Genomic DNA, 14675 nt, shown 5'->3' with positions numbered 1-14675 from the left:
TTATTGTTAACTGGTAAATTATAATTGACAAAGGATAAGCTAATAAACGTTGCAGGATAGTTCCCCAAAAGGATTTAATATCTTCTTTTGGGGTTTATTATATTTTACAAGAGCCCGTTTTTCTATTCATTAGTCAAGGACGGGAACCCACAATTCCACCTTTGCATTCACAGGATTCCCATTCAAAAGAACCTCCAAAATTTCTTTACCGTTATATTGCGCACTTTGCTTTTTAATGGATATAATAAACTTCTCGGTTATGGGAAATTCATAAGAGTGTTATCTCCTAAGCCTTTTCTCAGCCATTTCAGTGCATATATAAATGAATTGAAAGAATTCTATCAATAAAATATGAGAAGGTGCAAAAATAACTCCGGTAATTCATAATCTGTTTTTGATTTTTGTCGGGATATTTTCAACTAGGGAAATGAAAACCTTGGATTTCATAAGGGAATGCTTGGGACTTTCCTTATGGTTCAGCCCGAACATGTTTCAGATTCCTGTATTAGGGAAGAGATTTATTAGCTGAAATTCAGAATATCCGCATCACAAATCATATAGAGGGAAGCAGGAACGACCGCTATAAAAGATAATGATCCGGGGTGGTAAATAACCCCTTACACACCTATAATTTATCAATTTTTTTAAAAAGATGTTATGATATTTTTACGCTAATGGAACAATAGGAGGGAACAACATGGCAGAAACAATCGATAAAAATGCCTCATTGCGAAATGATGTTAATATGCTTGGCAATATATTAGGGGAAGTTTTAAAGCTGCACGGAGGCATAGAGTTATTTGATAAAGTTGAGACGATTCGGGAAATGACGAAAAGTATCCGAAATGAATTCGATGAAGGTACATATCAGACCTTAAAAACCGAAATCAGCAGTTTAAAGCCGCCTTTACGTCAGCAAGTAATCCGTGCTTTTTCTATCTATTTTCATTTAATTAATATTGCAGAGCAAAATCACAGAATCAGGCGCCAACGCCAGTATCTGCTGGACGAGGAAACCAGTCAATCTTTTTCTATTGAAAAAGCGGTCTCGAAAGTAAAAGAAAGCAGCCTTACAAATGAAGGGATTCAAGAGGTACTGAATGACTTGTCCATTGAACTGGTTATGACGGCACATCCGACAGAGGCGACGAAGCGGACTGTGTTAGAAATACAAAAACGTATATCAGCACATTTGCGGACATTGGATAATCCACAGACCTCGCAAAGAGAGAAGGCAGATGTGGAAGAAAGTCTGTTTAATGAGATCACTGCATTATGGCATACCAATGAACTGCGGCAAAAGAAGCCGGGAGTTTTGGATGAAGTGAAAAATGGTCTTTATTATTTTGATCAAACCTTATTTGAAACATTACCTGATGTCTTTCAGGAAATGGAAATACAGCTGCAGAAGCAAATTCCAGAAGGAAACTGGGAAGTACCTAATTTCATCCATTTTGGTTCCTGGATTGGAGGAGACCGGGATGGAAATCCAAATGTAACTCCAGAAATCACTTGGAAGACATTGAAGATGCAGCGGGAATTGATCTTGAAGAAATATGAAGCCTCTATTGTCGTGCTGATGAGACGGTTCAGTCAATCCAGCGACCGTATATCTATCAACCAGCAGTTTATTGATAGAATGGAAAAAGAAGAGAATAGCTATTTAACGGAGAAGGATAGATGGCCAATCAAATCGGAAGTATATCGCCGTAAATTTGCTATTATCCTAAAGCGTTTGCGTGAAACAGGGAAAACGGCACAAGGTTATCGTGATCCAGAAGACCTGGTTCGAGACCTCAAAGAAATTAAGGAAAGCGCCGAAGCACATTTACCGAAGACAAAAAAACTGAAAGCAATTCGAAAGGTTATCCGTCAAGCAGAGCTGTTCGGCTTTCATTTAGCAACATTGGATGTACGAAATCATAGTGGAGAGCATGAAACAGCTGTGCATGAGATTCTGGCAGCCGTTCATGTTACGGATGATTACGCTTCGCTTACAGAAAAAGATAAACAAAAAGTATTATGTGAGGTTTTAAACGATCCGAGACCATTGCTGCTTTTTGATGGCGGTTATTCTAAAGAGACACAGAATATTTTGAAAGTCTTCAGAACAATTAAAAAAGCGCACGAGGAATTTGGAAAACGAGCTATCGAAGTCTATTTAATCAGTATGTCTGAATCACCGAGCGATCTTTTGGAAGTATTATTACTTGCCAAAGAAACCGGAATTTATCGTTTATATCCAGATGGAACAGTGGAAAGCGATCTTGATGTCGCTCCATTGCTGGAAACAATTGATGACTTGATTGCAGGCCCGGATATTATGAAAACATTATTTGAAACAGATGTTTATCGTAAACAATTAGAAGCACGCGGAGAACACCAGGAAATTATGCTGGGTTATTCGGACGGAAGTAAAGACGGTGGTACATTAAGTGCAAACTGGAATCTGTTTAAAGCTCAGGAGGAAATCCATAATATAGCAAGACAATACCATATTCGTTTGAAATTTTTCCATGGCCGCGGCGGTTCACTTGGACGTGGTGGCGGTTCGTTGAGTACCAGTATTCTCTCTCAGCCGGCAGAAACTCTGGAGGATGGTGTGAAAATTACAGAACAGGGAGAAGTGCTTTCTTCCAGATATCTTCTTGAAGATATTGCTTACCGGAATTTGGAGCAGGCGGCTTCTGCTTTATTTACAAGATCCGCCAAAGTTTCAAATACACCTGCTCAAGAAGAATTGCGCCAAAAAGAGTGGGAAAATATTATGGAATCCATTTCAAAAAAATCATTGAAAAAATATCAATCATTGGTGTTTGGCGATCCGGATTTCCTGACGTTTTTTAATCAGGCGACCCCTTTGACGGAGTTAGGTGCTTTAAATATTGGCTCACGGCCGATGAGCAGAAAAAACAGTCAGCGTTTTGAAGACTTAAGAGCTATTCCATGGGTATTTGCATGGACACAATCCAGATACATGCTGCCTGCCTGGTATGCTGCAGGTACAGGTCTGCAATCTTTCATCGAAGATGCTGCAGGTAATTTGGAAACTTTACAAAAGATGTATAAGGAATGGCCTTTCTTCAAAGTGACCATTAATAATTTACAAATGGCATTGATGAAAGCAGATATGAAAACTGCTAAGGAATATTTGGAATTAGTTGAGGATTCGGATGTAGCAAATAGAATATATCAAGATATCGCCGATGAATATAATCGGACAAGAAAAGCGCTCCTTCAAATTTCTGGTAATCAGGAGCTGCTCAGTCATACGCCGAATATACAAGGGTCTGTTCACCTTCGTAACCCATACGTTGATCCACTTAATTTCCTGCAAGTGGATTTAATTCAAAAGTTAAGAGAAACAGAAAATCCTCCTGAAGATTTAGTGACTGAGGTTTTACTGACGATTAATGGTGTAGCGGCAGGATTGGTAAATACGGGTTGATCAGAAGATAAATAATATAATAGATTAAGCAGGTTTTAAATACTTGCAGAGAAAATGTGAATAGATTTCTCTGCAAGTATTTTTTATGGAATTAAAATATTTTACTTATAAATAGTTTAGGGCTAAAATATATATGAACATAAATTTTACATCATTATTATCAGCAGGGAAGGAGATGCTATGAAAGAGACGTCGTTTTTTGAATTAATTCATAATACGGAGCTTTTTAATGATAAAGTGATGACTTTATTTATGAAAAAATTCAATAAAAATATCAATATTTCACAAATCGTATTTTTGTGGAAATTACATGAAAAAGGGTCAGAGCAGCTTTCCGTAATGGCGAAAGAAATAGGTTATACGCCAGGAGCAATTACTGGGATAACAAGCAAACTCGTGAAGGATGGATATATAGAAAGAAAATCCCAAGAAAATGACCGCCGTGTTATTTTAATTGCGATTACAGAAAAGGGAAAAGCATTATTGAATGAAGCTCAACAACAGGGACAGAATGTCTTTAATGAAGTGTATGCAGTTTTGAGCGAGGAGGAAATTTCGCAATTACTGCGGATTCAAAAGAAATTAATTCATCATGTTCAACTGCTGGAATAGCCGGACCAGCGAATCTCTCTTAGGATGAAAACGCATCTGGGTCAAAGCTTCATAATGCTTGTAAAATAAAGATAAAGAAGCTAAAACATTGATGGTCGATGGAGGAAGTATTAAAATTTATTAAATTTGAGGGGATGTTTTTTCATGAACAGATTACAGGATAAAGTAGTGATTATTACAGGCGGAGCACAAGGCATGGGGAAATTACATGCAAAAAGAGCATTGGAGGAAGGCGCCAAGGTAGTAATTACAGATGTGAATGAAGAGGGTGGACGTCAAACAGAAAAAGAATTAGGTGACGGGGTCATTTTCCTGAAGCATGACGTTTCCAGCGAAGCGGATTGGAAAAACGTAATTGATACCGTAATAGCCAAATGGGGCCGTGTAGACGGACTGGTAAATAACGCTGGAATTACATTCAACACCCCGCTTGAAGAGTTATCGTTAGAGAACTATTTGAAAATCGTAAATATTAATCAGGTTTCGGTATTTTTAGGAATGAAATTGATTGCTCCTATTATGAAAAAACAAGAAACTGGATCTATTGTGAATATTTCTTCAATGAACGGTATTGTCGGCGGCGCTATCGGTTATACAGATACAAAGTTTGCTGTCCGCGGTATGACCAAGGCTGCAAGCCGTGAATTATCACCATATAATATTCGTGTGAATTCTGTCCATCCGGGTGTTATTCAGACACCAATGCTGGATAGAGAAGATGCGAAAGCGGCTATCGAACAGATGAAGAAAGCTATTCCGATGCGTCGTGTTGCACAGCCGGAAGAAGTTTCGAATATGGTTGTCTTTTTAATTTCAGATGAAGCAAGCTATTCTACAGGTTCGGAATTTGTGATTGATGGAGGAATTACAGCATTATAAATTCAAATAGATGAACATGAAATAAGAATAGGGGGGATTATGATATGAACAGATTAATGGAAAATAAAGTAGGAATTGTAACTGCAGCAGGTAATGGTATTGGCAGAGCGAGTGCACTTGCATTTGCTGAAGAAGGTGCTAAGGTAGTTGTTTCCGATATCTCTGAAGAAGCAGGGAAAGAAACGGTACAATTAATTATAGAAAAAGGCGGAGAGGCCACTTTTATTCCATGTAACGTTGCAGATGAAGAGGATGTTAAAAATCTAGTGCAACAAACAGTAGAAAGGTATGGACAGTTAGACTGGGCACATAATAATGCTGGAATCGGTGCACCGACAGCTCCGGTAACCGAGACAGATACAGCACATTGGAAACGGGCAATGGGTGTGAATCTGGATGGAATGTATTTCTGTCTTAAGCATGAAATTCCAGCTATGATTGAAACTGGCGGCGGTGCTATTGTAAATACTGCATCGACAGGAGGACTGGCCGGTACACCTGGATTGGCTACTTATACGTCCTCGAAATGGGGCGTAAATGGTCTTACCAAAACGGTTGCCCTTGAATTTGGTAAAAAAGGAGTACGTGTTAATTCGATTTGTCCTGGTATGACCAAAACGAAAAGTGTGGCTTCCTGGAGCAATGAAGCCGTGGAACAGGCAGCTGCTTATGAAGCGAATATTCCAATGGGCCGTATGGGGACACCGGAGGAACAAGCAAACGCAGCAGTATGGTTATGCTCTGATAAAGCATCTTACATCACAGGCGTAAACTTACCGGTTGACGGTGGAGAAACAGCTGAATAAGGTTAATCAGGTCATTCAATCCCAGCTGAAAGACATTGGAATAGACGTCAAAATTTAAATGACAGAAACAGCTGCCTATTTGAAAGATACAACTAATGGCAGTGTCGTCATGTTTTTAGGCGGCTTCCTGTTCTTTAGAGATGATACTATTAAACGGGAATAGTATAAAAAAGAAGCAGCTCTGTCCAAGGAGCTGCTTCTTTTTTATATATTCAAGCAATACTTTTACATGCTTCCGCACACTGAAAACAAGCGTCCGCACACTTCTGACAATGCTCATGATCATGCTGTTTACATTCATTTCCACAAGCTTCACAAATGGAAGCACAAACAGAAGCCAGCTCCGTGGCAAAAGGAGTATCTCTGCATAAAGCTTGTGCAAGAAAGGAACAAATTTCCGCACATTCCCGGTCTAAGCGGATACAGCCGGCCATCATTTGGATATCTTCTTCTTTAAGACATGCATCATAGCAATGGTTACATGCAATAATGCAGTCTTGCAGTGCATCAATCAACTGCTGATGTTGTTTATGAGACATAAAAAAACCTCCATAAAGTTATATTTTTTAGCCTGCATATTATAACGTACCCGTGAAAACAAATATTAATCCTTTCTTAGCTGATTCTCAAGTCTATTATTTGGCTGAAATCCAATATAGATCCGAATGGGGTGAGAAATTAACCGATATTTTTGCGAGAAGAAAATAGAGTGAAAAGATGTTTATGGAAACATCAGTTATATATAAGACAAATTATTCATATACATATTTATACCATGACGTAAGGGCAAAATAAAAAAGTGTTTATAGAATATTTTCGCTAAAATGAATGCAGGTGGAAACAAATATAATGTTATTTTTTGGAATATTGGGAATTTTATGCTTTCCCATTTGCATAAAATCAAATAAATATTCTTGAAAAGCATCACCGATGTATTTTCCGATGATTACAGAAACACATCATATAGATAGAAGAGTTGTTTCCTATTATTGTCTTGAAAGGAGGTACTCCAGAAATATAAGTTCAAATTGTGATTATAAAAGGGGGAAAATCACATGACAGAAAACAAGGATGCTAACGAAAAGAAGGTAAGTGGTAATCAAGAGGAAGTAGATTTATCAAAACGTCAATTTATAAAGACTGCAGGAATGACAACCGGCGGAATTGTTGGCGGAATTCTTTTAGGAAGCTTTATAAGTAAACCTTTTAAAACAGAGAAGTACGAGCCTGCCTCCGGGGATAATCATCATCATGGTTCAGGCACCCATAATACTTTTACAGAAGCGATGCAATTTTTTACGAGAAGTGAAGATTTACTGACACTCGCTGCAGCGACTGAAATCATTTTCCCGGAGGATGAAAATGGCCCCGGAGCAATCGCTTTGGGTGCCCCCTATTATATTGATAAGCAATTAGCATCTCCATGGGGGAAAAATACTGATGACTATCGAAAACGCCCATTCCTTGAGGGGGAATCTCCTTTAAATCGTGGAGATACCATGCTGACTGGTTTACGTAAATTGAATGAAGTCAGCCAGTCCAAACACAAAGATATTTTCGATAATTTAGAGGAAGAGGTACAGATTGAAATTTTACAAAGCTTTGAGGCAGGAGAAATAGAAATGAATCTGGTTTCTTCGGCTGGATTTTTTACACTGTTAAGACAGCTGACACTAGAGGGTTGCTATGCAGATCCATTATATGGCGGCAATAAGGATATGGAAGGATGGAAGATGAGAGAATTTCCTGGAGCGTATATGTCGTATGTAGATACCGTGGAAGCAAATGAATTTGTAAAAAAAGAACCGATGAGTTTAAGCGACCATATGTAAGGTGAGAAAAGGGGGATAATATGGCGAAAAAATTAGATAAAGTGGATGTTGTTACTGTTGGTGTCGGCTGGATGGGCGGAATTGTTGCGGCAGAGCTTACCAAGGCCGGTTATAAGGTGGTAGGGCTTGACAAAGGAAAAGAGAAGGATATTAAAGATTATCTCCACACACATGATGAAGTACGTTATCCGGTAAGGGGAGAAGGCTACGAAAAATTAACTAATGAGACCTATACAGTCAGAAATACGCTTGATGAGGATGCCCGGCCAATTAGAGATAAATCGACAGCTGTTATAGGAGAAGGTATCGGCGGGGGCGGAAGTCACTGGGGCGCACAAACACATCGTTATTACCCATATGATTTTGAGATTCGTTCCAAAACAATTGAAAAGTATGGTGAAGATAAAATTCCCGAGAATATGACTTTACAGGATTGGGGAATTACTTATGACGAATTAGAACCATATTATGATAAGTTTGAAAAAATGGGAGGCATTTCTGGCGAACCGGACCCAAATTATCCAGAACGTTCGGATGATTATCCAACACCGCCTCTCAAAAAGAATCGTCAAATGCTTCTTTTTGAGGAAGCCGTTAAAAAGATGGGGTATAGTCCATTTGTTATTCCCAGCGGCACACTTTCAGAACAATATACAAACCCTGATGGAGAAACATTAAATGCCTGCCAGTATTGCGGCTTTTGTGGAAGTAACTATTGTGAATATGGCGCCAAAGCAGATCCTGTTATGACAGTCATCCCGACAGCACAAAAAACCGGCAATTTTGAATTGAGAACACATGCAAGGGTTGTTAGGGTATTACATGAAAACGGAAAAGCTTCAGGTGTTTTATATGAAGATACCAGAACGGGGCAAGAATTCGAGCAGCCTGCAGATTTAGTTGTATTGACAAGCTACGTATTTAATAATGTCCGGCTGCTGCTGCTATCTGAAATTGGCACTCCTTATAACCCGGAAGATGGGACAGGCGTAATCGGTAAAAACTTCACAGATCACCATGGCGTAACATCTTCGCATGGGCTGTTTGATAATGAAAAATTTAATAATTATATATCTACCGGAGCATATGGAATGGCGATAACAGATTATACAGGGGATTTATTGGATCATCATGACTTAGACTTTCTGCATGGCGGCCAAATTGAAGCGCGTATTACCGGGAATGCTCCAGTAGCGAATAATATAGTGCCGGAGGGTACACCACAATGGGGGAAAGAATTTAAAGAGAAATCATTATTTTATGCAAATCGTTTTCTTATGATATTCAGCCAAAAAGCTACACTCCCTTATCAGGATCATTATCTTGATCTGGACCCAACCTATACAGATGCCAACGGGGATCCACTAATACGTATTACATGGGATTATTCAGATAATGACAGGGCAATACATGAATTTATTCAAGAAAAGCATGTTGAGATTTTAGAAGAGATGGGAGCAACACATATTCTGCCTTATCCAATGCCGGAGCACTTCACCGGAGGGCTTGCCTTCCAGCATAACAGCGGCGGGGCAATTATGGGAGACGATCTGGAAACATCTGCTGTAAATAGTTATTTGCAGACATGGGATATAGATAACTTATTTGTATGCGGAGCAAGCGCTTTTCCACATTTCAGCTGTACTAATCCAACAACAACGGCTGCAGCATTAACCTATCGGGCAACAGAAGGAATGATTGAATTTCTGAAAAATGGCGGTCAGCTGGTGGAAGCAAAGAGTCAAAAGAGCCAGGTTTAATATGCTTGAAAATTTATTGAGAGCTGGAGGTGATCTCTGATGGGATTGGCAAACATAGGAATTCCCGGATTAATTCTTATCGTTGTTCTAGCATTGATTATTTTTGGACCGAAAAAGTTACCCGAGATTGGAAAGGCAGCAGGCGAAACTTTGCGGGAGTTTAAAAGTACGGCAAATGATATCATGGAGGATAAGACAGAAAAAACGGAACAAAAAGATAAAAGTTAACCGTAAAAATAAGCGCCAAAAGCATGCAGTTTTTGGCGCTTATTTTGTTGAAGAGGAAATTAGTTTAATTCGTCTTCACACCCTGAAGCCGTTTACGGGCAGAATTGTGCGATGCGGTGATGGGGATATGCTTTTTTGCATTTCCCATCCCGAACAATGGCATGTTCCGGTAGACGGATTCATAGCTTCCTGCCTTTATTTGATAAGTTTCATGGTAGAATCCGACAGCATCATTTTCTCCAACCTTTTTGTTGAAATTCTGCCATGCAGTAAGATGCTTTTTTCCTTTTGCATAAGCGAGCAAATCTTCTGTAGAGCGCCAGTATTGAACCATAATGGTGGTGCGGAGACCAAAATAGCTTTCCATAGAAAGAAATCCTAACTCCTCCTGGTTTTCATAAAGCTCTCTAATCATACCGGGCATAGCAGTGAAAACAGGTCCCCATTTTCGAACAGCCAGTCTTTTATTGATTCGCATCCCAATAATAAAAACAACAATATCCTGATCGTTTTCTGTCGTATATCTGCCAGTGTATATTTTTTTACCCATGGATGATTCCTCCCCTGAAAATGTTATATTTCCTTTAACGTTGTATCACACCATTCGATTGCAGCTGCAGTTGTCCGCTTTCCGTAATCCAATGTAAACAGCCAATATTTTGCATCATTTTGATTATTGTTATGGCTTGCTATTCCCTCTTCAATGCCTTCATACGTCTGATAAATTTTTACTAATTTTTGTTTATAATCCTCCAAGAGACGAATGGTTTGTTCTTCTGTCTGATGGCTCCCGAAAAACAGCTTCAGCAATACTTCATTTCGTTCCATAGGCAACTGCTTTAAAGGCTTTTCCAGCCAATCTTTTAATATTTCTTTTCCTTTCGCTGTCAGGAAGTATTCCTTACGATCAGGCTTTCCTTCCTGGGAGGCTGCCTGAATAGTCGCCAAGCCTTCTTCTTCCAGACGTTTTAATGTCGGATAAATCTGTCCATAGCTGATTTTCCAAAAATGGTTCAGGCTATTATCGATGAATTGTTTTATCTCATAGCCTGAACGACAGTCGGTTGTTAAAATGCCGAGGATGGCATATGTGGTATCGTTGTATTTTTGCATTTCATCACCTTATATCTATATGATATGTATCATTTAGATATATAATACATGAGTTTATTTAGAAAGTAAAGAACAGTTTTGAGCTGATTTTATATAAAATTTCAAAAGATAGAAGGGCAGTAATTTTTTTATAAGTAACCTAATTTTATTAATTTTTTGAAAAGTATATAGAAATAATAACGTTATAATGTTAAAGTGTTAATATAGAAATGTTTGTAAAGAAAGGAAATATCTAATTATGTAAGTGTAATCATAGGGATGGGGTTTAATGACATATTATAAATCCTTAGTATTAGAGGTATCGAACGTAAATTTAACTGTCAAATTCTAATATAATTCAATGATTAGCAGCTGCAGGGTATTTTATCAATTTAATAGAAAAGGAGAGGCCGGACGATGAAGGGAATTTACTCAGAATTATTCGCTTATGTAAAAAAGAAAAAGTTTACATATGTATTGCTTATGGTTTGTTTATTTACTGGAATACTTTTAGACTTAGCATTGCCCTGGTTTATGATGAACATTACTGATTCAGCTTTAGGCGGCAATACGAAAGAATTTCGCTTTATATTAATCATTGGTATTCTCATATTATTATTTACATTCGCACAAAATTATTTTGATGTGCTGATTAAAAATTACATTGCTTCGTTTGTTAGAAATAACCTGCGTTTACGCTTGTTTGATCATTATTTGAAATTACCAATGCAATTTTTCAGTAAAACAAAATCCGGGGAAAATTCTTCAAGGATAATTAATGATGTGAATGTTGTAGGAGATTTGATGGGAAATACACTTGTCAGTCTAATACAAGGACCTCTTGTCGCAATAGCCGCCTTTATATTTTTAATCAATATCCAATGGCAGCTGGCATTGATATGTGGTCTGATTGGTCCGTTAATTATCCTGATTGGAAAAATCTTTGGTGTATCGATGAGAAGAATTTCCGGTGAGTTACAGGAGCAGGTGTCGCAAAGTCAAAGCTATATACAGGAAACAATGAATAATATGCCTTTTATTCGAACTTATTTAATAGGAAATCTAGTAGCTGAAAAGTTTGGAGGATTAACAAAGAAAATTTTTAATTATGATTTGAAGAAAGGAAAAATACAAGCTGCTTTACAAGGCTCGTCACAGGCAGTGGGATTTTTAACCTTTCTGATTGCGTTTGGTTTGGGAGCTTATTTTATATTGATAGGTGAAATCACGATTGGAGCACTGCTCGCTTTTATTCAACTGTTAAATCACGTTGTATGGCCATTTTCCGGGTTGGCACAGGTTTGGGGGACAACACAGGAATCCTTATCGGCGTGTGAGCGGATATTCCGTGTTTTAAAGGAAAAAAGACAATTTACATCACTTCCAGAAGCATTAACTGCTTCATCTCTGGAGAGTAATCACATTTCTGTAGACAAAGTGAGCTTTTCTTATGACGAAGGAAGCAAGAAAATATTGAATGATATTAGTTTGAAAGTGAAAGAAAATCAATTTGTTGCGATTGTCGGTCATAATGGATCGGGGAAATCAACAATATTTAAGTTGCTGCTGGGATTCTTCCCTTATACTGGAATGATAAAGATTAACAATAAAAACACGAATGAGATGACGTATGCAGAGCTAATGCAATATTTTTCTTTTGTCAGCCAGGATCAATATTTATTCTCCGGTACAGTTTTGGAAAATATCCGTTATGGCAATTTACAGGCGAAAGAATCAGACATAAAAACACTATTAAAAAATCTAAAGTTTGATGATCTGATGAATCATTTACCTAATGGGTTAGCCACAGAAGTAGGAGAAGGAGGATCAGGTTTATCCGGAGGACAGCGGCAAAAAATATCCATTGCCCGGGCAATATTGCGTAACGCTCCCATATTTCTTTTTGATGAGGCAACATCTGCATTAGATTATCAATCAGAAGAACAAATTCAGGAGGTATTATTAAACTTTAAAAATGAACGGACAACATTGGTTATTGCTCATAAAGCTTCTACGATTAAACAAGCAGATTATATTATTGTCTTAGATAAAGGGGAGATACGTGCAAAAGGCTCTCATAATGAATTGATGAATAAGGATGCCTATTATCGTGATTTATATAAAGAATATGTTGTGGGTGATGCGGGATGATGCCGAAAAGGATTAATATAAACGCTAAGTAATTAATAAATAATTTTTTTATGCCAAATTCTTCTCATTTTTTTATGATCTAGTTTAATTATGTAATAGAATAGAAAAAGTCTCCTATTCAGGGCTTTTCTATTCTATTACATTTTCTTTGATTCCCTGTCTCCTTCACATAAAAAGAAAGTGTCTACTTTATTTTAACGATGATTTTTCCTTTCGCTCTCCCTGTCTCTGAATATTCCATTGCTTTTTGTGTGTCTCCAAAGGGAAATACCTGATCAATCAATGGTTTGATTTTCTCAGCCTCGATAAGTTCTTTAATCTTGTTTAATTGCTCACCGCTTGGCTTCATAAATAAAAAGTTATATTGGACCTGGTATTGTTTTTCAAGCTTTGTTAAGTTCCTGGAAATGAATCTAAAAGCCATTGTTTTCCAAAAAGAATAATTATTTTCTTTTCCGAAACGGGCATTGGGAACATCAGAAATTGATACAATTTTTCCACCGGGTTTCAGGATTTTAAAAGAATTGCGTAAAGCATCGCCGCCCAGGGTGTCATATACATAATCATAATCTGCTAATTTTTCCTCAAATTTTTCTTCCCGATAGTTTATCACTCTGTCAGCTCCCAGACTTTCTACTAAGTTTTTTCCGGCATTACTTGCTGTGGTAGCAACATAAGCTCCCATCTCCTTGGCAAGTTGGATTGCGAAGGTTCCAATACCTCCAGAGCCTGCCTGAATCAGAATCTTGTCCTTTGGCTGCAGATTTAATATATCATGAAAAGCCTGATAGGTAGTTAAACCGACTAAAGGGACAGCCGCTGCTTCTTCAAATGTTAAATTTGCTGGTTTTAATGCAATATCATCCTCGTGAACGGAAATATATTCAGCAAAAGTTCCTATTCTTGATTTTCTTGGCCGCCCATAGACAGGATCTCCAATTTTAAATTTTGTTACATTCTTTCCTGTTTTAATAACTGTTCCGGAAAAATCATTTCCAAGAATCAGCGGCATCTTATAGTTGATGAGCGGTCTTAATTTTCCGTCCCTGATTTTGAAATCAACCGGGTTGATGCTGGCAGCATGAATCTCTACCAATACATCGTTACTGGATACTTCAGGCATAGGTACATGCTCCATCTGAACGATTTTTTGTCCGTATTTATGAATAAGCATTGCTTTCATCTGATTTTTCATTGCAAGAAACTCCTTTTGGTTTATTGGTTTAAATAATTAAACGATTGAACTAATAATGAATAATAGATGGATTCTTAAAAAATGTCAACTAAAAAATTTAAATGATGACAGGAAAGGTTTTTTGCCGGTTAGTCAAGCCAGCAGCGTTGACTTGTTTACCCTTTTAATGGTTTAATAATTTAAACGATTATATCAATTAAATGAATTGAGGATTTATATGAAAACAAATGAAATAGAAAAATTAAAAGATGAATTTGAAGAAGTAAAGGATTTTCTGATTGCTTTAGGAGATGAAAAACGGCAAATTATTATTATTGCTTTACTGAATGATCATGCCTGTGAAGGGTTGCGTGTGGTTGATTTAACAGAAGTGACGGAGCTTTCACGTCCCGCTGTATCCCATCATCTAAAAATTCTGAAGCAAATTGGAATAGTTGATATTCAGAGGGAAGGTACGAAGAATTATTATTATCTTTCTAATGCAGCTGCGGAAATTAATAAATTGCGGAACTTATTGGATAACGTCTTGTCGGTTATGACAGAAAAGCAGAAGGAATTGTGAAGAGGGAAGACAATAAGAAAATATTGATTTGACAAAAAAGGATGGTGACTTTTCGGTTTATTAGCGGGAGGCCGCCATCTAATTTCATTTTACAAATACGCCCATCATCC

General features: G+C 37.7%; 13 protein-coding genes. 9 read left to right on the top strand and 4 right to left on the bottom strand.

The annotated features are described in order from the left end of the window. The first annotated feature begins 697 nt into the window (after positions 1–697). The 4 genes from ppc (at position 698) to IEX29_RS04045 (ending at position 5745) form a co-directional block, all read left to right on the top strand. Positions 698–3448, top strand: a complete 2751-nt coding sequence (gene ppc / locus IEX29_RS04060) for a phosphoenolpyruvate carboxylase (RefSeq protein WP_188733241.1) — start codon at positions 698–700, stop codon at positions 3446–3448. Between the two features lie 180 nt (positions 3449–3628). Next, positions 3629–4060, top strand: a complete 432-nt coding sequence (locus tag IEX29_RS04055) for a MarR family winged helix-turn-helix transcriptional regulator (protein ID WP_188733240.1) — start codon at positions 3629–3631, stop codon at positions 4058–4060. A 144-nt stretch (positions 4061–4204) separates the two neighbouring features. After that, positions 4205–4939, top strand: coding sequence for a glucose 1-dehydrogenase (locus IEX29_RS04050; RefSeq protein ID WP_188733239.1), 735 nt, complete (start codon positions 4205–4207; stop codon positions 4937–4939). A gap of 44 nt (positions 4940–4983) precedes the next feature. Then, positions 4984–5745, top strand: coding sequence for an SDR family NAD(P)-dependent oxidoreductase (locus IEX29_RS04045; protein ID WP_188733238.1), 762 nt, complete (start codon positions 4984–4986; stop codon positions 5743–5745). A 212-nt stretch (positions 5746–5957) separates the two neighbouring features. On the opposite strand, the gene IEX29_RS04040 is transcribed toward IEX29_RS04045, so the two are convergent. After that, a complete protein-coding gene (locus IEX29_RS04040; protein WP_188733237.1) occupies positions 5958–6284 on the bottom strand; it encodes a four-helix bundle copper-binding protein in 327 nt (108 codons plus the stop codon). A gap of 516 nt (positions 6285–6800) precedes the next feature. Here IEX29_RS04040 and IEX29_RS04035 point away from each other — a divergent pair. From IEX29_RS04035 to IEX29_RS04025, 3 genes are read left to right on the top strand one after another with little or no spacing between them, the layout of a single operon-like run. Further along, positions 6801–7577 (top strand): gluconate 2-dehydrogenase subunit 3 family protein, encoded by a 777-nt coding sequence (locus tag IEX29_RS04035; protein ID WP_188733236.1) that lies wholly within the window; start codon positions 6801–6803, stop codon positions 7575–7577. A gap of 20 nt (positions 7578–7597) precedes the next feature. Continuing rightward, the gene (locus tag IEX29_RS04030; RefSeq protein ID WP_188733235.1) at positions 7598–9337 is read left to right on the top strand and encodes a GMC family oxidoreductase; all 1740 of its coding nucleotides are present in this window, start codon (positions 7598–7600) and stop codon (positions 9335–9337) included. A 39-nt stretch (positions 9338–9376) separates the two neighbouring features. After that, complete coding sequence (locus tag IEX29_RS04025; protein WP_188733234.1) at positions 9377–9565, top strand: twin-arginine translocase TatA/TatE family subunit; 189 nt, start codon at positions 9377–9379, stop codon at positions 9563–9565. A 64-nt stretch (positions 9566–9629) separates the two neighbouring features. On the opposite strand, the gene IEX29_RS04020 is transcribed toward IEX29_RS04025, so the two are convergent. Further along, complete coding sequence (locus IEX29_RS04020) at positions 9630–10115, bottom strand: DUF4188 domain-containing protein (RefSeq protein WP_188733233.1); 486 nt, start codon at positions 10113–10115, stop codon at positions 9630–9632. Between the two features lie 23 nt (positions 10116–10138). After that, positions 10139–10678, bottom strand: coding sequence for a PadR family transcriptional regulator (locus IEX29_RS04015; protein WP_188733232.1), 540 nt, complete (start codon positions 10676–10678; stop codon positions 10139–10141). 396 nt (positions 10679–11074) lie between these two features. On the opposite strand from IEX29_RS04015, the gene IEX29_RS04010 reads away from it, so the two are divergent. Beyond that, positions 11075–12808 (top strand): ABC transporter ATP-binding protein, encoded by a 1734-nt coding sequence (locus IEX29_RS04010; protein ID WP_188733231.1) that lies wholly within the window; start codon positions 11075–11077, stop codon positions 12806–12808. Between the two features lie 184 nt (positions 12809–12992). Here the strand turns inward: IEX29_RS04010 and IEX29_RS04005 are convergent, their stop codons facing one another. Next, positions 12993–13991, bottom strand: a complete 999-nt coding sequence (locus IEX29_RS04005) for an NADP-dependent oxidoreductase (protein WP_188733449.1) — start codon at positions 13989–13991, stop codon at positions 12993–12995. A gap of 229 nt (positions 13992–14220) precedes the next feature. Here IEX29_RS04005 and IEX29_RS04000 point away from each other — a divergent pair, with 229 nt between their 5' ends. Continuing rightward, positions 14221–14565 (top strand): ArsR/SmtB family transcription factor, encoded by a 345-nt coding sequence (locus IEX29_RS04000; protein ID WP_188733230.1) that lies wholly within the window; start codon positions 14221–14223, stop codon positions 14563–14565. The last annotated feature ends 110 nt before the right edge of the window (positions 14566–14675 follow it).

Source organism: Oceanobacillus neutriphilus (assembly GCF_014645515.1).
Lineage (GTDB): Bacteria > Bacillota > Bacilli > Bacillales > Amphibacillaceae > Oceanobacillus > Oceanobacillus neutriphilus.
Note: the sequence above shows the minus strand (reverse complement) of the source record. Positions and strands in the feature narration are given on the sequence as shown.